Here is a 21,945-nt window from a genome sequence, read left to right as displayed (position 1 = left end):
GTTTTGCTGCTCCTTGCCCGCCCGCCGTGGCGGAACCTGATGCGGTATGGATGCCGCACAGGAGCCTGCAAGCAGGTACTTGCGGCGTCTCCCGCGGTGGTGGGCGCACAGGAACCCTGCAGCCATATCACGGACCGGCCGTTCGACACCCTAACCTTGCTGACGCCATCCTGGCGGCGCGGCATTCGGCGCGGCCAATGCACGCAGGCGTTTGAACAGGACGGTGGTTTCGGCCACGTTCCAGACCCGCAATGCGACCTCGAAGGTGTCCAGCGGCTTGGTCAAAAAATCCTTGGCGCCCAGGCCTAATGCGCGATGGCGCGCGCTGCGGCTGGGGTCGGCGGTGAGGACGATCACCGGCAGGAAGTGGCCGGGATCGGACAGCCGCGCCAGTTGTTCCAGCAGCGCGTAACCGTCCAGCTCCGGCATCTTCAGATCCAGCAGGATCAGATCCGGCGCGAATGCCGACACCAGCCCCATCACCCGCTGCGGGTCGGTGGTGGCGATGACCTGCTGGAAGCCTTCGCGCTGCAGCAGGTCTTCGAGTAGCCGCACGTTGGCCGGCTCGTCGTCGACGATGAGGATGCGGGAGCCGAGGATATCGTCGCGTGTCATGCCAGCAGCCTGTCGATCACCGTAAAGAATTCCGCCACGTCCAGCGGTTTGGTCAGATACGCGCGCACGCCCTGGTTGCCGACGCGCGCCAGCGTCGCCGTGGTGGCATCGGCGCTGATCACCACCACCGGCACTGAAGCCGTGGCTGGCTGCGCCTGCAACTCACGCAGCAATTCTTCGCCGCTGCCGTCGCTCAGATGCAGATCCAGCAGGATCAGATCCGGCACGCTTTGCTGCAGCGATGCGCGCGCCTGCGCCAGACTGGCCGCTTCCAGCAATTGCCATTGCGGGCGGCGTTCGCTGAGCGTGCGGATCAAGGCCTGGTTGGAGGGGTTGTCTTCGATGCTCAGCAACCGGCACACGCCGCTGCCAGCGTTATGCGGCTGCACGATGGTGCGTGCCGGTTCGCTGCGTTGCGGTTCGCCTTGCGGGAGCTCTATCCAGAAACGAGCGCCTTCAGGGCTGCTGTCCACGCCGATGCGCCCACCCATCGCCTCGATCAGCCGCTTGCTCAGTGCCAGGCCCAGACCGGTGCCTTCCACCGCCGAACGCTCCGCACCCAGTCGCTCGAACGGCGTGAACAGCCGCTCGATCTGCGCGGGCGTCAGGCCCGCGCCCTGGTCTGCCACCGTGATGCGTATCTGCTCGCCATCCGGCAGCGCGCTTACCTGCACCTGGCCGCCGGTGCGATTGAACTTGACCGCGTTCGACAGCAGGTTGAGCAATACCTGACGCAGCCGTTGCACGTCGGCGCGCACCGTCCACGGCCCGTCGATGGCGGCGGGCTGCAGCGCGATACCGTGCTTGTCCGCGTCGGGAGCGATCAGGCCCAAGGCCTCGTGGACGGCCGCACGCACCAGGATCGGTTCCGGGCTCAGATCCAGCTGGTCTGCTTCGATGCGCGCGATGTCCAGCAGCTCGGTGATGAGTCCCAACAAGTGCCGGCCGGCGCCGAGGATGTGCTGCAGATGGCGGCGGGGACCGGGTTCTGGCAGATCCATTTCCAGCACCTGCGCGTAGCCCAGAATCGCGTTGAGCGGCGTGCGGAGTTCGTGGCTGCTGCGCGACAGGAACTCGGTCTTTGCGCGGTTGGCGGTTTCCGCCTCGCGCCGCGCCAATTGCGCTTCGGCGGCACGTGCGGCAAGCAGTTCGCTGGCCTGCGCCAGGCGCTGACCGACCTGGCCCAGCTCATCGCCGGCACGCGGTTGCGGCGCCAACGGCAGGCCTTCGCCCAGCCGATCGGCGTTGGCGGCCAGGGTGCGCAGGCGCCCGGACAATGCCGAGGCGAACCACGCCACCGCAAAGACCGCGCCCAGCCCGCCAAGCATCGCCGCGCTCAAGGTGATGATGAGGTTGCGCTGACGCAATGCCTGCGCCTTGGCGGTACGGACCTGCAATTGCGCGGTTTCGTAATTGCGCAGTTCGCGCAGTTCGGCGCGCAGGATATCGAGCTTGTATTTGCCGTCCCACAGCTGGCGGATCTCTTCTTCGCGGCTCAGGTCCGGCGCCAGCAAACGGCGCCACCCCTGCATCTTTTCGGCGAACAAGGGCTTGATGCGCGCGTAACGCGCCGCCTGCCCGGGATCGGTGATGCGCTGCGACAGCCGGTCTGTCACCTGTTGCAGGCGCGGCTCGGCATCGCGATACGGGGTGAGGAACTCATCGCGGCGTACCAGCCGATAACCGCGCACGCCGGCGGCGGTTTCGGCCAGCAGCGCATGCGCTTCGTACAGATCGCTCAGCACTTCCAGCGTCTGCCGCACATCGTTTTCGGCAGCGATGTTCTGCCGCTCCACGCTGTAGATCGCCATCAGCGCGACCGCCAGCAGCAGCAATGGCAGGGTCACCACCGCCAGGCTCTTGCGGGTGATCGGCCAATCGTTCCAACGCACCGCCAATGCATTCATAACGCGAGTCCGGCTTGCACTGCGTACACCGCAGCCTGGGTGCGATCTTTTACCTCAAGTTTCTGCAGGATTCGCTCCACATGCACTTTCACCGTGCCGGGAGAAATCCCCAGTTCAGCTGCAAGCGTGGCATTGGTCAGCCCGCGCGGCAGCAACGACAGTACCTGTTTTTCGCGTTTGCTCAATGCGTTGAGGCGGTTGTCCTGCAGCGGTTTGCGGCGACGCGAGGCGAGCGGTCTGGCCGGCTCGGCCACCATCGCCGGCAGCAGCAATGCGAAAGCTTGCAGCGCCTGCACATCGTCGTTGCCGGGAGCGGGGCGGTTGTCGTTCCAGGCCACGCACAGCATGCCGTGGGTGCTGCCCAGCGCATGGATCGGCACCCTGGCCTCGCGGATATCGGCCGGGCGCGGTGGCAGCAGCCAGGCCGCTTCGTGGCTGTCGCCGGCCGCGCTGGCGCCAGGTGGCAGCGCCTGGCCTCGGCTGGCCAGCACCTGCACGCGTGGCCCGCGCTGCGCCAGCACCGCGCCATGTTCCAGGCCCAGCAGCAACAGCACGCGTCCCAGCACCGCATCGCAGGCCAGCTCCGGGGTCTGCGTCTGGCGCAGCGCCACCGCCGCTTCCCAGAGCGCCTGCCAGCGCGCGCTGTCGGACGCCTCGCGGCGTAGTGTCAAGCGCCAATCGCCAGCATTGGTAGGGGTTTCCATGGGTTCTATCTACGCCGATCAGCATATTTGAGTATATGCCACTCGGCAGAATTGTTGGGGCTGTCTGATTTCGATACTGAGCTCGCCCGATGAGGCACCCAACAACCACACGGAGATTCCCCATGCGTCGCACCCTCTTCTCTCTGTTCCTGGCCCTGGCCGCCACCCCGGCGCTGGCAGGTGGCGTGATGCACTACACCGACAAGGCCACGCTGCCGCCCAGCGGCGAAGCGCGCGAAGTCGCCGCGCTGTTCGATACCTGGAATGCCGCCCTGGCGACCGGCAACCCGCACAAGGTGGCCGACCTGTACGCCCCGGACGGCGTGTTGCTGCCGACGGTCTCCAACCAGGTGCGCGCCTCGCGCGAGCAGATCGAGCAATACTTCGAGATGTTCTTGACCAAGAAGCCGCAGGGCGTCGTCAACTACCGCACCGTGCGCCTGCTCGATGACGACAGCGCCGTGGACGCCGGCGTCTACACCTTCACGTTGACCGACAAGGACGGCAAGAAGAGCCAGGTGCAGGCGCGCTATTCCTTCGTCTACGAAAAGCGCGACGGCAAGTGGCTGATCATCAACCACCACAGCTCGGCGATGCCGGAAGTGGAGACCGCCACTGCGGCGGTGACCAAGAAGTAATGCGTTATTGGCCATAGCGGCTTGAAAGCCGCTATGGCCGGCGCCATCCAGCAGGCAATCCTCACGATTGCGGAGTTGCACCATGCTGGGAATCGGCGCCTTCAAGCAACGCATGCCACGTCCGGGCGAAGCATTACCGGGACGCGAGCAAGCGCTGCCGCTGCACAACACGCACCTGATCAACGGCCACCCGTTGCGCGGGGAGTTCACCGGGCTGGGCCAGGTGCAATTCGGGCTCGGCTGTTTCTGGGGCGCGGAACGCAAGTTCTGGAACGTGCCCGGGGTGTACACCACGGCGGTGGGCTATGCCGGCGGCGAAACGCCGAACGCCACGTATGGCGAGGTGTGCTCCGGGCAGACCGGTCATACCGAAGCGGTGTTGGTGGTTTTCGACGAACAGTCGGTGTCGTTCGCGCAATTGCTGCGCACGTTCTGGGAAAGCCACGACCCCACCCAGGGCATGCAGCAAGGGAACGACGTCGGCAGCCAATACCGCTCGGCGATCTATTGCACGACACAGGCGCACTACGAGGCTGCGCTCGCCAGCCGCGATGCGTACCAGCAGCAGCTGGATGCGGCCGGATATGGCGCCATCACCACGGAGATCCGTTTTCCGGCACCCACGTTCTACTACGCCGAAGACGAGCACCAGCAATATCTCGCCAAGCATCCCAATGGCTATTGCGGGCTTGGCGGAACGGGAGTGAGCTGCCCGATCGGGCTGGATGCCTGACGGAAAGGCGTGCCGGGTTGATGCGCTGGCATCCACGTGATCGTGGCGGCGCACCAACGGCAGACAGTGACCGGCAGCGTTATCACGATCAGGCAGCGCATGGGAGTGCATGCCAGGCAACTTGAATGGCGACGTTGGAGACAACGTCGCCATCTTTTTTCATGCGGCGTGCGCAACACGCGCCGGCGCTGCCGCGTATGGCTGAGAGACGAACTGGCTCAGCGAATCACTGCCATCGAGTCAGTGCAGCCAATCAGCTCGGCGTGCTTGAATCGGTTGGATCAGACGAACTCGCCAGCGAACATGCCGCGCAACTGGGCGAGCATGTCGGTGCGTTCCGGGTGCAGCACGCGCATGCAGGCCAGCGCAAAACCGACCGGACTGGTGCCGGGTGCGGTGATCACGCAATCGGCGGTCACGACCTTTTCGTGCCGGTATTGCGCAGCGCCCGCGTACGGCACCACGTGTTCCTGCAAGAAGGCCTGCGAGTTGCTGGTGTGCGCGCGTTCGTCCAGCAAGCCGGCATAGGCGAAGGCGATGGTGGCGCCGCAGATCGCTGCGACCGGACGCTGATGTTGCACGCGCTCGACCAACAGACCGCTCAGGCCTGGAATCTCGCCGGCTTGCCAGCGTTCGCTGCCGGGCAGGATCCACAGATCGGCCTCCAATGGCGCCAGATCCGAAAGTGCAAATTCCGGCACGATGCGCAGCCCACCGATCGACTTCACCGGCTGGCCGTCGATGCTGGCAATGGCGACCTGGTCGCCGAACCACTCGCGCGCCGCTGGCAGGACGACGCCAATTTCCCAATCGGCCACGCCGTCCGCCATCACCACTGCAATGTTTGCCATTGTCCGCTACGCCAGTTGAGGAACCCGGATTCTAGGCAGTGCGCGGGCGGCGATTGTGAGCGTATTGTGGAGAACGGTATCGAGCCGTGGGGCGGGAGCTCCACGGCATGCATGTCGGTCGGCAGGGTGATGCCATGCACGGCGCCAGCGCATCAGTGCTGGCGGGTGCCTATGCGCAGCACCGGACACGATGACCAGCGCAATCGTCGTGATGTGGCCTGGCAGCGTCGCGTCTCCATGGCCGCACGCGATGGCTGCGGTCATCGACGGAAACGACAACGCCCGCAGCGATCAGGCTGCAGGCGTTGGGATGACGCAACTGCGGTGTGGCAATCAGCCGGCGAGCTTGTCGGTGATGGTCTTGCGCAGTGCCTGCAGATCCTTGGCGAAGGCATCGATGCCGCTGGCCAGTTTTTCGGTGGCCATCGGATCTGCCGCCAGGTCGGTGGCGAAGCGGTCGCTGTCGATCGGGGTGATCTGCGCGTTGTCGGCTTGCGCGGGCGCCAGCTTGCGCGGCAGCTCGCCGTGTTCTGCGTCGAGCTTCTCCAGCAGGTCCGGCGAGATGGTCAGGCGATCGCAGCCGGCCAGCGCTTCGATCTGCGCGGTGGAGCGGAACGAGGCGCCCATCACCACGGTGGCCGAGCCACGCCGCTTGAACTCGTCGTAGACGGTGCGCACGAACACCACGCCCGGATCTTCGTCGATGCTGGCCGGGGTCTGGCCCTGGGCGACGTAGTAATCCAGGATGCGGCCCACGAACGGGGAAATCAGGAATACGCCGGCCTCTGCACAGGCCAGCGCCTGCGAACGGTTGAAGATCAGCGTGAGGTTGCAGTCGATGCCTTCGCGCTGCAGCTGGCGGGCCGCTTCGATGCCTTCCCAGGTGGCCGCGATCTTGATCAGGATCTTGTCCTTGGACACGCCACGCTCGGCGTACATCGCAATGAACTTGCGCGCCTTGGCGATGGTCGCCTGGGTGTCGTGCGCCAGGTCGGCATCGACCTCGGTGGAGACGCGGCCGGGGACCAGTTCGGCCAGCTTGACGCCCACGCCGATGGTGAGGCGGTCGGCCACTTCGTTGACGGTCGCGGTGCGGTCGTCGCCGCCGTGTTCGCGGCCCCAGGCCAGTTCGCGCTCGATCAGGTCGGCGTAGACCGGCAGGTCCAGCGCCTTCTTGACCAGCGTGGGATTGGTGGTGCAATCGACCGGCTTCAGACGCTTGATGGCGTCGTAGTCGCCGGTGTCGGCAACGACGACAGACAAGTCACGCAACTGGGCAAGTTTGGAAGCGGATGCAGTCATGCGGGTTCTCTCGAATCGTGGAACGGGTCGTGGATAAGACGCAGCGCGCTACGGTAGCGCGCCTGGCGTGGGAAGTCAGTCGGCGGCCAATGCATGTTGATCGTGCACGGCGCTCACGCGCAGACGCAGGTCGCGTCCGTCGGGCGTGCGCCAGTCGATGCTCTGGCCGACCGACAGGCCGAGCAGCGCACTGCCGACCGGTGCCAGCACCGAGATGCGACCATGTTGCACATCGGCCTCATGCGGATACACGAGGGTGAGCGTGTGCCGTTCGCCATGCAGCTCATCTTCGCAATCGATGCGGGAGTACATGGTGACGACATCGCCGGGAATCTGATCGGGCGGCACGACGCGTGCGCGGCCCAGTTCGTCACTCAGCGCGGCGGCAGCCGGGTGCTTGTTGAAGGCGGGGGATTCGAGCAACGCTTCAAGCCGGGCGAGGTCATGGCTGGAAACCAGAATGGACGGCGGCAAGCCGCTGTGGTGTGGCGAGGTCATGGCGATCTCCTTGACGAGTACGGCTCGCCGACATGGTGAGCTTCACTCATCAGATGAGGGCGCCGTTGCTTGATCGCAATGCGTGGCGAGATGACGCAGCGCATGGCATGTGTTGAGCGAGGCTGGCGCGGCACTGCGCGTGAGGGGCCGTGGCCACAGCAGCAGACAGGCGCGGCCATGCGTCAGTCCACTGCCGCGCGCGTCCGCGCTACAAGCGACGGGGTTGCAGTTCCCCTGCAGGCCAATGACGTCGCAGCTGCCGTGTGTTGCCAGATGCATCGCATCGTAACCATCAGCTAAACAAAAAACGACGCTCGCGCGCCGCTTATGTCCAGTAGCAGATGAGAAACACATTGCACGAAGCGACCGCAGCGGTGAAACGATTTCCCGATTCCCGATTCCCGATTCCCGATTCCCGAATCCTCAGGCCGCAACCGCCTTGGGGCCGTTGGTCGGCTGGTCCAGCGTAAACAGGCTGTCCGGCAATTCCTTGAACAGCTGTGACAACTGCTCCAGAAACGCAGTCATGGCCGAGCTGCGGCGCCAGGCCATCGCGATCCGGCGGCTGGGCTGCTTGTCTTCGCGGAAGCGGATCAGACGGATGTTCTCAGAGCGTGCCACCGGCGGCTGGACCGCCAACAGCGGCAACAAGGTCACACCGACATTGGCCGCCACCATCTGGCGCAGGGTTTCCAGGCTGGTGGCCTGAAATTCTGACTTTTCCAGCGCACCGGCGAGATGGCACACGTCCAGCGCCTGTTCGCGCAGGCAATGGCCATCTTCCAGCAACAACAACCGTTGGTCGGTCAGATCGTCCAGCGTCATGCTGTCGTGGCGCGATAGCGGGTGGCCTTCGGGCACCGCCAGCACGAAGGGCTCCTCGAACAGAAATTCGGCATGCAGCTGCTCGTCCTGCAACGGCAGCGCGAGCAGTGCGGCATCCAGGCGACCTTCGCGCAACTGGTGCGTGAGCTGGTCGCTTTTTTCCTCGACCAACAGCAGTTCCAGACGCGGGAAGCGCTCGCGGATACGCGGCACCACATGCGGCAACAGGTACGGCGCCAAGGTGGGAAAAATGCCCAGCCGCACAGTGCCGGCTTCCGGGTCCTGGCTACGCCGCGCGGCTTCCTTCATCTGTTCCACTTCGGCCACGATGCCGCGCGCGCGCATCGCGGCTTCGCGGCCGGCCGGGGTCAACATCACCTTGCGCGGCGCACGTTCCACCAACGGCACGCCGAGCTCGTCTTCCAGCTTCTTGATCTGGGTGGACAGGGTGGGCTGGCTGACGAAACACGCTGTGGCTGCACGACCGAAGTGCTTGTGGTCGGCAAGTGCTACCAGATATTTCAGGTCACGCAGATTCATGTGCAGCAGCCCTCGTTGCGGTGAAGGTTAACCACTGGAGCGTGGTGCGAGCTTGGCGCCCGGGCGTGGCCGTGCGCCGTGCGCTTACGCAGCTTCGGCCACGTTCTCTGCGCTGACCGGTGCGCTGGAGCGGATCAGGAAATCGAATGCGCTCAACGCGGCCTTGGAACCTTCGCCCATTGCGATCACGATCTGCTTGTACGGCACGGTGGTGGCGTCGCCTGCGGCGAACACACCCGGCACATCGGTCTGCCCACGGTCGTCGACGATGATTTCGCCGCGCGGCGACAACGCTACCGTTCCCTTGAGGAATTCGGTGTTGGGCAGCAGGCCGATCTGCACGAACACGCCTTCCAGATCGACGTGCTGGATGTCGCCGCCGGTGCGGTCCTTGTAGACCAGACCGGTGACTTTTTGCCCATCGCCGAGCACTTCGGTGGTCTGCGCGCTGGTGATGATGCGCACGTTGTGCAGGCTACGCAGCTTGCGTTGCAGCACTTCGTCGGCGCGTAGCTTGTCGTCGAATTCCACCAGCGTGACATGCGCCACGATGCCGGCCAGATCGATCGCCGCTTCCACGCCCGAATTGCCGCCGCCGATCACCGCCACGCGCTTGCCCTTGAACAGCGGGCCATCGCAATGCGGGCAATAGGCCACGCCCTTGTTCTTGTACTGATCTTCGCCCGGCACGTTCATCTGCCGCCAGCGGGCGCCGGTGGACAGGATCACGGTCTTGCTCTTGAGCGAGGCGCCATTGGCCAGCTTGATTTCGATCAGGCCATCGGCACCGGCCGGGAGCAGCTGCTCGGCGCGCTGCAGATTCATGATGTCCACTTCGTACTGGCGCACATGCTGTTCCAGTGCGGCGACCATCTTGGGGCCTTCGGTCTCCGGCACCGAAATGAAGTTTTCGATCGACATGGTGTCCAGCACCTGGCCACCGAAACGTTCGGCAGCCACGCCGGTGCGGATGCCCTTGCGTGCGGCATACACTGCCGCCGCCGAACCGGCCGGGCCGCCGCCGACCACCAGCACGTCGAAGGCGTCCTTGGCCGCGATCCTGGCGGCGTCGCGCTTGGTCGCATTGGTGTCGAGCTTGGCGACGATCTGCTCCAGCGTCATGCGGCCCTGGTCGAACAGCTCGCCGTTCAAGTAAACGGTGGGCACCGACATGATCTGGCGGGTTGCGACCTCGTCCTGGAACAGCGCACCGTCGATGGCGACGTGCTTGATGCGCGGGTTGAGCACGGCGGCCAGATTCAGCGCCTGCACCACGTCCGGGCAGTTCTGGCACGACAGCGAGAAATAGGTTTCGAACTGATAGTCGCCATCCAGGTGCTGCACCTGCTCGATCAGCTCGGCGGTGGCCTTGGACGGATGGCCGCCCACCTGCAGTAGCGCCAGCACCAGCGAGGTGAACTCGTGGCCCATCGGCAGGCCGGCAAAGCGCAGCGAGATGTCCTGGCCGGGCGTGGTCAGCGCGAACGACGGCTTGCGCTGGTTGTCGTCGCGGTGGATGTCCAGGCTGATCTTGTCCGACAGCAGCACCAGGTCTTCGAGCAGGTCGAGCATGTCGCGCGAACCGGTGCTCTCGTCGATCGAGGCATTGATCTGGATCGGCCGCGTGACCCGTTCCAGGTAGGCGGTCAGCTGGGTCTTGAGGTTGGCATCCAACATGGAAAACTCCTGGGAATGGGCAAGGGGAGGGCGTGACGTCGCTGCGGGAGGACAGCTCGCCGGGGAAGCGAAGGAGGTGAACCGCAGCCGGCGCGAGGTCGGGATGCGTGCTGGCGATGGCTGGCGTGCAGCCCGGCACCGGCTCCGGTTCACCCCCGGCCCAATGCTGGGCCGGAGATGCGCCGACCTGATGAAAGGTCGGAAGTAACAGTCGGTTTAGATCTTGCCGACCAGGTCCAGCGACGGAGCCAGGGTCTTGGCGCCTTCCTTCCACTTGGCCGGGCAGACCTGGCCAGGGTTGTTGGCGACGAACTGGGCGGCGGTCAGCTTGCGCAGCGTCTCGGTGACGTCGCGGGCGATCGAGTTGTCGTGGATCTCGAGGGTCTTGATGACGCCTTCCGGGTTGATGATGAAGGTGCCGCGCAGGGCCAGGCCTTCTTCTTCGATGTGCACGCCGAAGGCGCGGGTCAGCTGGTGGGTCGGGTCGCCGATCAACGGGAACTGCGACTTGCCGACGGCCGGCGAGGTCTCGTGCCACACCTTGTGCGAGAAGTGCGTATCGGTGGTGACGATGTACACCTCGGCGCCTGCCTTCTGGAACGCGGCATAGTTGTCGGCGGCGTCTTCCACTTCGGTCGGGCAGTTGAAGGTGAAGGCGGCCGGCATGAAGATCAGCACCGACCACTTGCCCTTCAGGCTGGCCTCGGTGACTTCGATGAAGTTGCCGTTGTGGTACGCATTCGCCTTGAACGGCTGGACCTGGGTGTTGATGAGAGACATTGAGTTTCCTCGTGCAATGAAAGGGGGGCGGGGGATGGAGCAGTCGCCATGGTAGGCAGGATCGATAGATTTCTCAAATCGATTGATGGAATTGAATAGATAGGCTTTGACTATCGACATCGTAGGTAGAATCTGCCTCTACGTGCTGGCCGTTCCATCTCCGATAATGGTCAGCCGATGTTTCGCACGAGTGAATGATCCGTATGAGCGACGATTCCGCCGGCATCCCGGCCGATCAGCTGCTGCGACTGGCGGCTACGCGGATCGACCGTCGCGATGCCGAGCCGCTGCTGCTGCACGCGCTGGGCCGCGACCGCGCCTGGTTGTTCGCGCATGGCCGCGATCCGGTCGTCGATTCCGTGGCGCAGGCGTTCGAGGTGCTGGTGCAGCGGCGCCAGGCGGGCGAGCCGGTGGCGTACCTGACCGGCAAGCGGGGGTTCTGGACGCTGGATCTGGCGGTCTCCACGGCCACGCTGATCCCGCGCGCCGATACCGAGGCGCTGGTCGAGTTGGCGCTTGAGCGCATCGATCACACGCCGGGCCGCCGTGTTGCCGATCTGGGGACCGGCAGCGGCGCCATCGCGCTGGCCATCGCCAGCGAGCGGCCGCAAGCGCAGGTGGTCGCCACCGATGCCAGTGCAGCGGCGCTGGCGGTGGCCCTGCACAACGCCCACAGCCATCAGCTGCACAATGTCGCGTGCCGGCTGGGCAGTTGGTTCGCACCCTTGAGCGGCGAGTGTTTCGATCTGATCGCCAGCAATCCGCCGTATATCGCTGCGCACGACCCGCATCTGGGCGAGGGCGATCTACGCTACGAGCCGGCCAGTGCGCTGGCTTCCGGCCCCGATGGATTGGACGACATCCGCCTGATCGTGACCGATGCGCCTGCGCATCTGCTGCCGGGCGGCTGGTTGCTGCTCGAACACGGTTGGGACCAGGGCGCGGCGGTGGCCGAACTGCTGGTGGCACGCGGCTTCGATGCGGTGGCCACGCATCAGGATCTGGAGCAGCGCGACCGGGTGACAGTGGGACGCTGGTCGCCCGCGACGCGCTGAGCGCGGGCGACACACCTGGCAAGCGCTCGCCAGCTGGGTGCGCACTGCGCACTCAGGACAGGGGGCATGCGCGGGATACCTGCCGTTTCCAGCGCCGACCGCACCGGCCAGGCGGAAAGCGCAGGAGTTTTGGTTGGTCGCTCCAAGCCCTCGCGCGTCCCAAGCCGTCGCGCATCGTCGTGCGCGTGCGCTCGGCCGATCACATGGGGTCGGCCGCGTGCGCCAGCTGGCTGCCGATACACTAGCGGTTTCCCGCAGGACCGACGCATGCGCACGCTCTATCCCGAGATCACCCCGTACGACCACGGCACCCTCCAGGTCGACGACCGCCACACCCTGTATTTCGAGCAGTGCGGCAATCCGCAGGGCAAGCCGGTGGTGATACTGCACGGCGGCCCCGGTGGCGGTTGCAACACCAAGATGCGGCGCTTCCACGATCCGGCCAAGTACCGCATCGTGCTGTTCGATCAGCGCGGCGCAGGCCGCTCCACCCCGCACGCCGATCTGGTGAACAACACCACCTGGGATCTGGTCGCCGATATCGAGCGGTTGCGCGCGCACCTGGGTATCGCGCGCTGGCAGGTGTTCGGCGGTAGCTGGGGCTCGACCTTGGCGCTGGCCTACGCGCAGACCCACCCGCAACAGGTCACCGAGCTGGTCCTGCGCGGCATCTTCCTGCTGCGGCGGTTCGAGTTGGAATGGTTCTATCAGCAAGGCGCCAGCCGCTTGTTCCCGGATGCCTGGGAGCATTACATCAGTGCGATTCCGCCGGTGGAACGCGCGGATCTGATGTCTGCCTTCCATCGCCGCCTCACCAGCGACGACGAAGCCACGCGTCTGGCCGCGGCCAAGGCGTGGAGCGTGTGGGAAGGCGCGACCAGCTTCCTGCATGTGGACGATGATTTCGTCACCGGGCATGAAGACGCACACTTCGCACTGGCGTTCGCGCGCATCGAGAACCACTACTTCGTCAACGGCGGTTTCTTCGAGGTCGAAGACCAGCTGCTGCGCGACGCGCACCGCATCGCCGATATCCCCGGTGTGATCGTGCAGGGGCGTTACGACGTGGTGTGCCCGGCGCAAAGCGCCTGGGATCTGCACAAGGCCTGGCCGAAGGCGCAGCTGCAGATCAGCCCGGCCGCCGGTCATTCGGCATTCGAGCCGGAAAACGTCGATGCGCTGGTGCGCGCGACCGACGGGTTTGCCTGAGCGACCACGTCAAGCGCAGCCGGGTCACGCGCCCGGCCGCACCAAGTGCCATGACCCTTGCGAGCGTGCCGGCGTGCGGCCAGGCGTGATCGGTAACGCTCCATCGCACGCCGGCTCGCTCCTGGCGTGATTGCCGTGTGGCTGCGTGTTTCAGTGCGCCAGCAGCGCTTGTGCCAGCGGCGGGAGCATGCGTGCCAATCGCCGGGCCCAGGCCAGCTGTCCTGCGGCATCGGCGATCAGGTCCTGGCGCAGTTCCAGTTCGACATGCAACAGTCCGCGGCCTTCGCCGTGGACCGGGATCGCGTAGTCGCTGGCGTCGCTGACCGCGTAGGGCTGGTTGTCGCCGACCACCAGGTCCGGCTCCTCGCGTAAGGCGTGCAGCAACCGATGCGCCAGCCGCGTGTCGCGGTGATACAGCACGCCGGCATGCCAGGGCCGTGCGTTGCCGGCCATGATCGGTGTGAAGCTGTGCATCGAGAGCAGCAGTGTCGGCTGATGGCGCGCCTGGCGTGCATCGAGTTCTGTAGCGATACGCGCGTGATACGGCGCGAAGATTTCATCGATGCGTTGTTGCCGATCAGTAGCCGTCAGCCCGAGATTGCCGGGAATCGATGTGCCGTCGCTGACCTCGGGCATCAGCGTGGCGGAAGCGTGCGGGCGATTGCAGTCGATCACCAGGCGCGAATAGGTCTGGGCGATGGCGAATGCATCCAGCGCATCGGCCAGCAACCGGGTGACCTCGGCAATGCCGATATCCCAGCCGATATGGCGGTCCAGTGCGTGCTGCGGCAAGCCGAGATTGTCCAGCCGCGCCGGCACGCGTTGACCGGCGTGGTCGGCGATCAGCAGCCACGGCGAGGCGGCCTGCGGGTTGAAGACGGTGAACGGTGCCGGATCGTCGGCGCCGAGCAGGCGCGGCGTGTTCGGTTCAACCACGCGGGGTGCCATCCAGTGCGTGATCGACCAGATACAGCCCGGCCCACAGCTTGGGGTCCATCTGGTAGCCCTCGGCCATCTTCTGCACCAGCCAGGCGCCGACCTGCGCGCGCGGGATTTCGTGCACGGTGATGTCCTCGCTGGCATCGCCGCCGCCTGCGCCCACCTTGCGCAGGCCGGTGGCACGCACGAAGGCGATCTTCTCGCTGCTGGCGCCGGCCGAGGTGGGGCCGATCATCAGCACTTCGGCGTGCTCGGCGGTCCAGCCGGTTTCTTCTTCCAGCTCGCGGATCGCCGACAGTTCGATCGACTCGTCGGCATGCACGTCGCCGACCAGGCCCGCCGGCATTTCGATGGTGCGCGCCTGCAGCGGCACGCGGAACTGTTCGACGAACAGCATCGCATCGTCCGGCGTCACCGCCACGATGATCGCGGCCAGGCCGCCGGCATGCACGCGCTCGGAATATTCCCAGGTGCCGCGCACGACCATGCGCTGGTACTTGCCTTCGTAGACCACGGTGGGTGAAGCGTCGTATCGGTTCATGGATGCAGGCCTTGTTCCAGGGAAACGGGAGTGCGTGGGGCCGGCGCGCCGCTGCACGCAGCCAGCAACCGGCGCCGGGTGAGCGGGCCGAAGCGCAGGCTCTCGCACAAGCCGGTGAGCATGTCCGTATCGGCCTGCGCGCGCGTGAAGCCTGTCGCGGTCAGTGCCAACGGTGCATCCAGCGCGATGGTGGTGAGCCGGCGCCACAGCAGCGCATGCTCGCGTTGTTCGCGTAGCCGCGCCGCCATCTGCGCGGCGCCGCGCAGCCGCAGGAACGGGACTTCATCGATGCGCTCCAGCAAGGCATCCAGGCTACCGAAATGCGCCAGCAACACCGCCGCCGATTTGGCGCCGATGCCGGTGACGCCGGGAATGTTGTCGATCGCATCGCCGCACAGCGCCAGGTAATCGGCGATCTGGTGGGCGTGCACGCCGTGGCGCGCCTTGACCCCGTCCATGCCCCAGCGCAGGTTGCGCGCGTAATCCCATTGCTCGTCGTGCTCGAACAGCAGCTGCGACAGATCCTTGTCGGCCGACACGATCACCCCGCGCAAGCCCTGCGCACGCGCGCCGTGCAGGGCGCTGCCGATCAGATCGTCGGCCTCGTACTCACGGTGGGCCAGCACGCTCAGGCCCAGCGCCGCGCATAGCGCCTTGCAGTGCGCGAACTGGCGCCGCAATGCATCCGGTGCCGGGGTGCGATTGCCCTTGTACGCCGGGTAGATCGCATGCCGAAAGCAGCTGTCCAAAGCCTCGTCGAAGGCGACGGTAATGTGCTGCGGGTCTTCGCGTTCGAGCAGGTCGAGCAGGAAGCGCGCAAAGCCGTGGACGGCATTGGTCGGCCAGCCTTGCGCATCCTGGAATTCGTCCGGGATCGAATGCCACGCGCGGAAGACATACAGGCTGGCATCGACCAGATACAGCGGTGTCGGGCGCTGGACCGGTGCTGCCGCCGTTGCCGACGCGACGCCAGGGCTGGGTGTGGTCACGGTGTCCAGTCGCGCAGCAGCGCTCGCGGATCGGGTCGTTCGCGCTCGGGCACCTGAATACGCGGCGTGCCGATATGGATGAAGCCGGCGATGCGCTCGTTCGGCTCCAGGCCCAGATAGCCGGTCACTGCCGGGTCGTAGGCCATCCAGGCGGTCAACCATTGCGCACCGAAGCCATGCGCCTGCGCCGCCTGCAGCAGCGCAAAACACACGCAGCCGGCGGTGAGCAGCTGCTCCTGCTCCGGTACCTTGTGCCCGGGACGCAGCGAGGCGATGACCACGATCACCAGCGGCGCATCGGCGAAGCGGTGGCGGTCTTTTTCCACCGCCGCCGGTGGGGCCAGCGGGTCGGCCGCCTGGGTCGTGTCGGCCAGGAAATCACCCAGTGCGTGACGTGCGTCGCCGCTGATGCGCAGGAAGCGGAACGGCACCAGTTTGCCGTGGTCGGGCACGCGCACCGCCGAGGTGAGCATGCGCAGCAAGGTGGCGTCGTCCGGCCCGGGTTCGCCGAGCTGTTTGGAAGGAACCGAGCGCCGGGCGTCCAGCGCCTGAAGTGAATACGGTGCGTGCATGATTCCGAATCGTGACGATAGAGAACTGCAATTATAGACGGGCTCTTCCCACGCTCTGAACGCGCTGGCCACGCCGAAGGCTTAACCCGCGCAGGCGTATAACGTGGGTTGGCAAGCTCCACCGCAGTGTTGCGGGCTAGGATGCTCGACTGATGCGCGAACCCTGGGTGGTCACGACAAAAGTGATAAATCCGTCACACTTAACGACTGAGCGAAGCGCCTACCATGCGAGAGCGGAATTTGGGGCCGCGTCTGTTTTTTCTCGTTTGAAAATTTTCACGCCTGCAGAGGCGGGGAGCCTTTGCGCATGACTTCTCAGCCCAGTCCGTCGGGACATCCGGGCCATGATCCACGCTTGCTCGAACAGGCGCACATTGCGTTCGTGCCTGCGATTGCGCAGGTGTTTGCAGCTGCAGTCGCACACTTCGATGATGTGCTGTTTGATCGTGCCGAATCGGCGGGCTCCTCGCAGTTGCTGTTCCTCGATGGCATGCGCGAATTGCGTCGCAAGCGCGACGAGGTGGTGACGCAGTTCCGGCAGCAGCTGGAAGATGGCTGGCAGGCTCTACTGTTGGGCGTGCCGTTATCGGCAGAAGTGGTGCTGGCCGGCGAAATGGGTACCGGTCCGCTGAGTCTGGTGCCCGAACACGTACTCGAATCGCGGCTGGCGGTGCGCAACCTCGCCTCGGTGCTGAAACGCGATTTCAAGCAGGTGCTGGCACGGGTGGATCGCCGCCTCGGCTGGATTGCCGGTGGCCTGGAACTGGTCGCCGACACCAATCCGATCGGACCGGAACATCTGGGTGTGGCGATTCACGAAGCCTTCGCCATCTGTGACCTGGCACCGGAAGTGCGCCTGGTCTTGATCAAGCTGTGCGAACGCGACCTGGCCGAGCCGATCGGCAGGCTGTACGCACGCCTGGACGAAACCCTGGCCAAGGCAGGTGTGATGCCGGAAATCTCGCAACCCAAACGCGCGCCGTCGCGCAGCGAAACGCCCGAGTTGGCCGCACAGGCCGATGCGCGCAGCGCGCACGCGGAGATGGGGGACGACGATCAGAACGATCAGTATGCTCCGGCGTGGGCCAACCGTTTTTTGGATCGTTGGGCGCACAGCCGCGGCCGCATGCAGGCCGCAGCGCAGCGTGGGCATGCCGACGGTGGCGCCAACGCAGAGGGCGATGCCGATCACCCGGGCGGCAGCCAGGGCATGCTGCTCGATGCGCTGCACGAACTGCTGCAGCAGACCCGCAACGTGCGCGACAGCGCAGCGTCTGCCGCGTCGGTGGCGGTTGGCCAGCAACGTCCGTTGAGCCAGCGCGAAATGATGTCGGTGCTGTCGCTGCTGCAGGCCACGCCGAGCACCACGCTGCAGGCGGCCATCGGCGATGACAACGAATCGCTGGCGCATCGGTTGAAGAACGAAGTGCTGTCCAGCGCCACGCGTCTGGGCGTGGATCCGGCCAGTGCGCGCCTGGATCCGATGGACGAGGATGCGATCGACCTGGTCGGCATGCTGTTCGATGTGATGCTGGACGAACGCGATCTGGAAAACCGCTCGCGCGAAACGATCGGCCGGCTGGTGGTGCCGTTCGTCAAGGTGGCGCTGCTGGATCGCAAGATGTTCGTGCAGAAGACCCACCCGGCGCGCAGGCTGCTCAATTCGCTGGCCGAAGCCTGCGAGGGCAACAACGGAGACAGCGCCGCCGAGCGCGTGCTGATGGGCAAGGTCGAAGAAATCGTCGACCGCCTGGTCGCCGAGTTCAACGAGAACCTGGCGATCTTCATGACCCTGGAAGAAGAGTTCCGCGATTTCCTGTCGCAGCATCGGCGTCGGGTGGAAATCGCCGAGCGGCGCGCCACCGAAACCCAGCGCGGCCAGGAAAAGCTCGAACTGGCACGCAGCCGCGCGCTGGCGGAGCTGGAGCAACGCGTGCTGGCCGGTACGCCCTTGCCCAGGGCCGTGGAGGATTTCCTGCGTCAGCCATGGCTGCATCATCTGACCATGGCGATCCTGCGCGATGGCGATGAGGGCCCTGGCACCGTCGAGGCGCTGGCGGTGGCCGACGGCGTGCTGGAAGAGCTGGCCGAGGCGCGTCGTCATATCGTCGGCAAGCCGTGGCTGCAGGTCTGGCAGCCGGCGCTGCACCGCGTGTTCGCCAGCGTCGGCCTGCATGGCGATGCGGTGGTGGTGGCGATCACTGCATTGCACGACACCTTGCAGGCGGTCGCCGAAGCGCGCCCGGAACTGGAAAAGGCCTTGCCGGAATTGCCGCAGGTCAACCTGCCGCCGCCCGCTGCCGAGAGCGTCAGTGTGGTGCTGGGCGCCGATGCGATGGCGCAGAGCATCGACAGTGCCGACACCGAACGCTTCCGCGCGATGGACATCGGCACCTGGCTGGATTTCGTCGACAAGGACGGCAAGGTGCAGGCCGGCAAGCTGTCGTGGGTGAGCCCGATCTCGCAGCGCCTGCTGTTCGTGAACCGACGCGGTGTGCGCTTCTGCGTCGCCTCGCCGGAAGAGCTGGCGGTGATGGTGCGTCTGGGCCGCCTGCGCGAGCACATCAACGATGGTGCCTTCGACAGCGCGATGCAGGGCGTGATCGACCGCCTGGATCCGCTGCACAACAGCACCGTGCATTAGCGGCTGTCGGGCGATGCGCTCGACGCATCGCCGCGCGCTCAGGCCTGCGCCGGTCCGATAAAGCGCAGTGCTGCCTCGATCACCGAGGCATGGTCGACCATGCGGTTGTGCCCCAGGCCTTCGGTGGTCACCAATTGCGCCTTTGGCCAAAGCGCCGCGAAGCGCGCGCCTTCTTCCCAGGGCGTCTCGCGGTCGCGGCGGTCGTGGATGATCAGGGCCGGGCGCTGGAGGCGCGGCAGATGCGTGGACGCATCGAAATCGGCAAAGGTTTTGCCGGTGATCGTGTGCAGCAGATTCTCGAACGGAACGAAGGTCTTGGCCGCGATGCCGACGGCGCGGAACTGGCGGTGCGCGGCGGCTGCCGGTGCCAGCAATGGCGCGATCAGGACGTAGCGCGTTGGCTGCCACGCGGCTTCTTCGGCGAACACGATCGACGTCGAACCCAGCGAATGGCCGATGAAGACGGCCGGTCGGCCGAACCGCCGACCGACCTGGCGCAACACCTCGACAAAGTGCGGCATGCTGCTGATGCGTCCACCGCTCAACCCGTGCCCGGCCTGGTCGAAGGCCACCACCGCATAGCCCAGCGCCTGCAGGCGCGGCACCCAGGCGGCAAAGCGCAGGCCATAGCTGGACCAGCCGTGGGAGAGCAGCACATACGGTTGCTGCGCCGGATCGCCCCAGACATACACCGCGATGTCGAGCGCGAGGCCATCGATGCGGAGGCTGTCGCGACCGGCGTCGGACAGCGTAGCCAGGGCGGAGGTGGCATGCCGGCGCGATGCCGCCTCCGGCGTCACGAAGCGTCGTGCCAGCAGGCGGCCGGTCGGGCCGGGGGCCAGACGGCTGGCCAGCCCCAACAGCGTGCGGGTCAGGCGCATGCGCCAACGGGAGGAAGCCTTGGCCATGGAGAGAGCTCTCTGGGGAGGGGCGGCATCCGCCGTCAAATCTTGACGCTGGCAAGATGCGGGCCGAGTCTGCAGCGCCGATCTTGTCAACGTCAAGATTAGTTGCTCCAATGACATCCCGAATTGCGAAGCCGCCATGTCCCAACGGCCCAAGTCAGCGACTTACCACCACGGCGATCTGCATGCCGCCCTGCGCCGGGCCGCCTGGGAGATCGTCGGCGAATCGGGGCCGCGTGGGTTGAGCCTGCGCGAGTGCGCCCGCCGTGCGGGTGTCTCGCACGCCGCGCCGGCACATCATTTCGGCTCGTTGGAAGGCCTGGTGGTGGAACTGGTCGCGGACGGTTACGAGTGCATGGTCGAATGGATCGTCCGGGCCCAGCGCGAGGTGGACCCATTGCTGGGCGGCGGCCTGGGCTACGTCCGGTTCGCCATCGCCTACCCGCAGCAGTTTCGCCTGATGCAGAGCCTGCAGCCGCAGCGGCGCAGCCTGCCGCGCCTGCAGGCGGCCACCGATGCGGCGATGGCCTGCCTGCGCGATGCCTTGCATGCGGCCTGGCTGGCCCGGCACGGCAGCGCGCCGGCTGCGCAACTGTTGCATCAACGGGTGCTGCTGGCCTGGAGCGCGGCGCATGGTTATGCGTGTCTGGCCATCGACCACCGCACCGATGCGGTCGCGCTGGCGCCGCCCGAGCAGTTGCTCGCACCGATGCTGCCGGCCTTGCTGACGCCCTGAGCGTGGCAGCCGCGTGCTCTGCTAGCATCGCCGCGACTGAGGCGCGCGACCGGAGCAACGCATGGCTGTGCAGGTGCTGGTGCTGAGAGAACATGCGGCAGGCGAGCGGCGTGTCGCCGCGACGCCGGAAACGGTCAAGAAACTGGTCGCGCTCGGCGCCAGCGTGTGGATCGAGCCAGGCGCCGGTTGCGCCAGCAGCATGGCCGACGCGGCGTATGTGCAGGCCGGCGCGCAGCTTGCCACGGCACAGACGCTGGCCCAGGCCGAGGTGCTGCTGAGCGTGCAGGCACCGCCCACCGAGGTGCTGCAGCAGTGCAAGTCCCGCACGGTGCTGATCGGCATGCTGGCGCCGGACGCCGACCCGGCACGTGCGCAGGCGATTGCCACCGGTGAGCTGCTTGCGTTTCCGCTGGAGCGCCTGCCGCGCACCACGCGCGCGCAATCGATGGACGTATTGAGTTCGCAGGCCGGCATGGCTGGCTACAAGGCGGTGCTGATCGCCGCGCAACTGGCGCCGCGTTTCTTCCCGATGCTGACCACGGCCGCCGGCACCATGCGCCCGTGCAAGGTGCTGGTGATCGGTGCCGGCGTCGCCGGGCTGCAGGCGATTGCCACTGCCAAGCGACTCGGCGCACAGGTCGAAGGATTCGATGTGCGCCCGGAAACGCGCGAGCAGATTGCGTCCCTGGGCGCACGCTTTCTGGATCTGGGCGTGAGCGCAGTCGGCGAAGGCGGCTATGCACGGCCGCTCACCGACGACGAACGTGCCGAACAACAGCGCCGTCTGGCCGACCACCTCAAGGGGGTGGATGTGGTGGTCTGCACTGCCGCCGTGCCCGGCCGCCCGGCACCGAAGATCGTGACGGCGGAGATGGCGCGCGGTATGCGCGCCGGCAGCGTGATCGTGGACCTGGCCGCAGAAACCGGCGGCAATTGCGCTGCGACCCGGCCCGGCGAAACCTATGAGCTCGATGGCGTGGTGATCGCCGGCCCGCTCAATCTGGCCAGCCAGGGCGCGGTGCACGCCAGCGAGATGTTTGCGCGCAACGTCTACGCCTTTGCGGCCTTGCTGATCAAGGACGGCGCATTGTCACTGGACTGGGACGACGAGCTGCTGGCCAAGACCCGTTGGTCGCCGGTGCCTGCGGCGTAGTGCGGGCGCCCATGTGCGGTGCCAGTGTGGGCTTGGCACATCTGTTTGGCTGATGCAGTGGCAAGACCTCACGCCTGATGCCCGGATACGCGCCGAGCAATGGCGCGTGCTGAGCCGTTGCCGGGAGTGCGT

The 21,945-nt window shown here is 66.1% G+C and carries 21 protein-coding genes; 7 read left to right on the top strand and 14 right to left on the bottom strand.

The window, feature by feature from the left end; translation table 11 throughout:
• Positions 1-150: 150 nt before the first annotated feature.
• Genes GGR61_RS10355 through GGR61_RS10345 form a run of 3 tightly spaced genes read right to left on the bottom strand, consistent with a single transcriptional unit; the run spans position 151 to position 3,226 of the window.
• Positions 151-615: a response regulator gene (locus GGR61_RS10355; protein WP_184621317.1), complete on the bottom strand. Its 465-nt coding sequence runs from the start codon at positions 613-615 to the stop codon at positions 151-153.
• Positions 612-2,522 (bottom strand): ATP-binding protein, encoded by a 1,911-nt coding sequence (locus tag GGR61_RS10350; protein WP_184621316.1) that lies wholly within the window; start codon positions 2,520-2,522, stop codon positions 612-614. Before GGR61_RS10350 ends, GGR61_RS10355 begins: the two co-directional genes overlap by 4 nt.
• The gene (locus GGR61_RS10345; protein ID WP_184621315.1) at positions 2,519-3,226 is read right to left on the bottom strand and encodes a response regulator transcription factor; all 708 of its coding nucleotides are present in this window, start codon (positions 3,224-3,226) and stop codon (positions 2,519-2,521) included. Before GGR61_RS10345 ends, GGR61_RS10350 begins: the two co-directional genes overlap by 4 nt.
• A gap of 122 nt (positions 3,227-3,348) precedes the next feature.
• On the opposite strand from GGR61_RS10345, the gene GGR61_RS10340 reads away from it, so the two are divergent.
• Together GGR61_RS10340 and msrA are read left to right on the top strand one after the other, a co-directional pair.
• Positions 3,349-3,864 carry an SgcJ/EcaC family oxidoreductase gene (locus GGR61_RS10340; RefSeq protein ID WP_184407274.1) on the top strand — a complete coding sequence of 172 codons (516 nt, stop codon included), beginning with the start codon at positions 3,349-3,351 and terminating at the stop codon, positions 3,862-3,864.
• Positions 3,865-3,946: 82 nt separating this feature from the next.
• Positions 3,947-4,597, top strand: a complete 651-nt coding sequence (gene msrA, locus GGR61_RS10335) for a peptide-methionine (S)-S-oxide reductase MsrA (protein ID WP_184407273.1) — start codon at positions 3,947-3,949, stop codon at positions 4,595-4,597.
• 281 nt (positions 4,598-4,878) lie between these two features.
• Here the strand turns inward: msrA and GGR61_RS10330 are convergent, their stop codons facing one another.
• From GGR61_RS10330 to ahpC, 6 genes are all read right to left on the bottom strand, one after another.
• Complete coding sequence (locus GGR61_RS10330) at positions 4,879-5,448, bottom strand: type 1 glutamine amidotransferase family protein (protein WP_184407272.1); 570 nt, start codon at positions 5,446-5,448, stop codon at positions 4,879-4,881.
• 333 nt (positions 5,449-5,781) lie between these two features.
• Entirely contained in the window at positions 5,782-6,750 is a 969-nt protein-coding gene (gene tal / locus GGR61_RS10325) for a transaldolase (protein WP_184407271.1), read from the bottom strand.
• A 75-nt stretch (positions 6,751-6,825) separates the two neighbouring features.
• Positions 6,826-7,248, bottom strand: a complete 423-nt coding sequence (gene rnk / locus GGR61_RS10320; RefSeq protein WP_184407270.1) for a nucleoside diphosphate kinase regulator — start codon at positions 7,246-7,248, stop codon at positions 6,826-6,828.
• 423 nt (positions 7,249-7,671) lie between these two features.
• Positions 7,672-8,613: a LysR substrate-binding domain-containing protein gene (locus GGR61_RS10315; protein WP_184407269.1), complete on the bottom strand. Its 942-nt coding sequence runs from the start codon at positions 8,611-8,613 to the stop codon at positions 7,672-7,674.
• 84 nt (positions 8,614-8,697) lie between these two features.
• Positions 8,698-10,290 (bottom strand): alkyl hydroperoxide reductase subunit F, encoded by a 1,593-nt coding sequence (ahpF, locus tag GGR61_RS10310; protein ID WP_184407268.1) that lies wholly within the window; start codon positions 10,288-10,290, stop codon positions 8,698-8,700.
• 216 nt (positions 10,291-10,506) lie between these two features.
• Positions 10,507-11,070 carry an alkyl hydroperoxide reductase subunit C gene (ahpC, locus tag GGR61_RS10305; protein WP_184407267.1) on the bottom strand — a complete coding sequence of 188 codons (564 nt, stop codon included), beginning with the start codon at positions 11,068-11,070 and terminating at the stop codon, positions 10,507-10,509.
• Between the two features lie 203 nt (positions 11,071-11,273).
• On the opposite strand from ahpC, the gene prmC reads away from it, so the two are divergent.
• A complete protein-coding gene (prmC, locus tag GGR61_RS10300; protein WP_184621314.1) occupies positions 11,274-12,125 on the top strand; it encodes a peptide chain release factor N(5)-glutamine methyltransferase in 852 nt (283 codons plus the stop codon).
• A gap of 267 nt (positions 12,126-12,392) precedes the next feature.
• Positions 12,393-13,334, top strand: coding sequence for a prolyl aminopeptidase (pip, locus tag GGR61_RS10295; protein WP_184407265.1), 942 nt, complete (start codon positions 12,393-12,395; stop codon positions 13,332-13,334).
• A gap of 150 nt (positions 13,335-13,484) precedes the next feature.
• Here the strand turns inward: pip and GGR61_RS10290 are convergent, their stop codons facing one another.
• The 4 genes from GGR61_RS10290 to GGR61_RS10275 are packed head-to-tail and all read right to left on the bottom strand — an operon-like array spanning position 13,485 to position 16,375.
• Positions 13,485-14,282, bottom strand: coding sequence for an N-formylglutamate amidohydrolase (locus GGR61_RS10290; RefSeq protein WP_184621313.1), 798 nt, complete (start codon positions 14,280-14,282; stop codon positions 13,485-13,487).
• Entirely contained in the window at positions 14,263-14,814 is a 552-nt protein-coding gene (locus tag GGR61_RS10285; protein ID WP_184621312.1) for an NUDIX hydrolase, read from the bottom strand. Before GGR61_RS10285 ends, GGR61_RS10290 begins: the two co-directional genes overlap by 20 nt.
• Positions 14,811-15,803, bottom strand: coding sequence for a 5'-3' exonuclease H3TH domain-containing protein (locus GGR61_RS10280; RefSeq protein WP_184407262.1), 993 nt, complete (start codon positions 15,801-15,803; stop codon positions 14,811-14,813). The genes GGR61_RS10285 and GGR61_RS10280 overlap by 4 nt, the downstream gene beginning before the upstream one ends.
• A complete protein-coding gene (locus tag GGR61_RS10275; RefSeq protein ID WP_184407261.1) occupies positions 15,800-16,375 on the bottom strand; it encodes a nitroreductase in 576 nt (191 codons plus the stop codon). The genes GGR61_RS10280 and GGR61_RS10275 overlap by 4 nt, the downstream gene beginning before the upstream one ends.
• A 307-nt stretch (positions 16,376-16,682) precedes the next feature.
• On the opposite strand from GGR61_RS10275, the gene GGR61_RS10270 reads away from it, so the two are divergent.
• Positions 16,683-19,019: a DUF1631 domain-containing protein gene (locus GGR61_RS10270; protein WP_184621311.1), complete on the top strand. Its 2,337-nt coding sequence runs from the start codon at positions 16,683-16,685 to the stop codon at positions 19,017-19,019.
• Between the two features lie 38 nt (positions 19,020-19,057).
• Here the strand turns inward: GGR61_RS10270 and GGR61_RS10265 are convergent, their stop codons facing one another.
• Positions 19,058-19,927: an alpha/beta hydrolase gene (locus GGR61_RS10265; protein WP_184621310.1), complete on the bottom strand. Its 870-nt coding sequence runs from the start codon at positions 19,925-19,927 to the stop codon at positions 19,058-19,060.
• A gap of 136 nt (positions 19,928-20,063) precedes the next feature.
• Between GGR61_RS10265 and GGR61_RS10260 the strand changes: the two genes are divergently transcribed.
• Entirely contained in the window at positions 20,064-20,660 is a 597-nt protein-coding gene (locus GGR61_RS10260) for a TetR/AcrR family transcriptional regulator (RefSeq protein WP_184621309.1), read from the top strand.
• A gap of 61 nt (positions 20,661-20,721) precedes the next feature.
• Positions 20,722-21,813, top strand: a complete 1,092-nt coding sequence (locus GGR61_RS10255) for an NAD(P) transhydrogenase subunit alpha (protein WP_184621308.1) — start codon at positions 20,722-20,724, stop codon at positions 21,811-21,813.
• The last annotated feature ends 132 nt before the right edge of the window (positions 21,814-21,945 follow it).

This window comes from Xanthomonas sp. 3058, assembly GCF_014199765.1.
Taxonomy (GTDB): Bacteria; Pseudomonadota; Gammaproteobacteria; order Xanthomonadales; family Xanthomonadaceae; genus Xanthomonas; species Xanthomonas campestris_B.
Note: the sequence above shows the minus strand (reverse complement) of the source record. Positions and strands in the feature narration are given on the sequence as shown.

What these genes read in the sequence shown, in the direction of transcription:
- GGR61_RS10355 (WP_184621317.1), bottom strand. Translation starts at nt 615, where the DNA reads ATGACACGCGACGATATCCTCGGCTCCCGCATCCTCATCGTCGACGAC.
- GGR61_RS10350 (WP_184621316.1), bottom strand. Translation starts at nt 2,522, where the DNA reads ATGAATGCATTGGCGGTGCGTTGGAACGATTGGCCGATCACCCGCAAG.
- GGR61_RS10345 (WP_184621315.1), bottom strand. Translation starts at nt 3,226, where the DNA reads ATGGAAACCCCTACCAATGCTGGCGATTGGCGCTTGACACTACGCCGC.
- GGR61_RS10340 (WP_184407274.1), top strand. Translation starts at nt 3,349, where the DNA reads ATGCGTCGCACCCTCTTCTCTCTGTTCCTGGCCCTGGCCGCCACCCCG.
- msrA (WP_184407273.1), top strand. Translation starts at nt 3,947, where the DNA reads ATGCTGGGAATCGGCGCCTTCAAGCAACGCATGCCACGTCCGGGCGAA.
- GGR61_RS10330 (WP_184407272.1), bottom strand. Translation starts at nt 5,448, where the DNA reads ATGGCAAACATTGCAGTGGTGATGGCGGACGGCGTGGCCGATTGGGAA.
- tal (WP_184407271.1), bottom strand. Translation starts at nt 6,750, where the DNA reads ATGACTGCATCCGCTTCCAAACTTGCCCAGTTGCGTGACTTGTCTGTC.
- rnk (WP_184407270.1), bottom strand. Translation starts at nt 7,248, where the DNA reads ATGACCTCGCCACACCACAGCGGCTTGCCGCCGTCCATTCTGGTTTCC.
- GGR61_RS10315 (WP_184407269.1), bottom strand. Translation starts at nt 8,613, where the DNA reads ATGAATCTGCGTGACCTGAAATATCTGGTAGCACTTGCCGACCACAAG.
- ahpF (WP_184407268.1), bottom strand. Translation starts at nt 10,290, where the DNA reads ATGTTGGATGCCAACCTCAAGACCCAGCTGACCGCCTACCTGGAACGG.
- ahpC (WP_184407267.1), bottom strand. Translation starts at nt 11,070, where the DNA reads ATGTCTCTCATCAACACCCAGGTCCAGCCGTTCAAGGCGAATGCGTAC.
- prmC (WP_184621314.1), top strand. Translation starts at nt 11,274, where the DNA reads ATGAGCGACGATTCCGCCGGCATCCCGGCCGATCAGCTGCTGCGACTG.
- pip (WP_184407265.1), top strand. Translation starts at nt 12,393, where the DNA reads ATGCGCACGCTCTATCCCGAGATCACCCCGTACGACCACGGCACCCTC.
- GGR61_RS10290 (WP_184621313.1), bottom strand. Translation starts at nt 14,282, where the DNA reads ATGGCACCCCGCGTGGTTGAACCGAACACGCCGCGCCTGCTCGGCGCC.
- GGR61_RS10285 (WP_184621312.1), bottom strand. Translation starts at nt 14,814, where the DNA reads ATGAACCGATACGACGCTTCACCCACCGTGGTCTACGAAGGCAAGTAC.
- GGR61_RS10275 (WP_184407261.1), bottom strand. Translation starts at nt 16,375, where the DNA reads ATGCACGCACCGTATTCACTTCAGGCGCTGGACGCCCGGCGCTCGGTT.
- GGR61_RS10270 (WP_184621311.1), top strand. Translation starts at nt 16,683, where the DNA reads ATGACTTCTCAGCCCAGTCCGTCGGGACATCCGGGCCATGATCCACGC.
- GGR61_RS10265 (WP_184621310.1), bottom strand. Translation starts at nt 19,927, where the DNA reads ATGGCCAAGGCTTCCTCCCGTTGGCGCATGCGCCTGACCCGCACGCTG.
- GGR61_RS10260 (WP_184621309.1), top strand. Translation starts at nt 20,064, where the DNA reads ATGTCCCAACGGCCCAAGTCAGCGACTTACCACCACGGCGATCTGCAT.
- GGR61_RS10255 (WP_184621308.1), top strand. Translation starts at nt 20,722, where the DNA reads ATGGCTGTGCAGGTGCTGGTGCTGAGAGAACATGCGGCAGGCGAGCGG.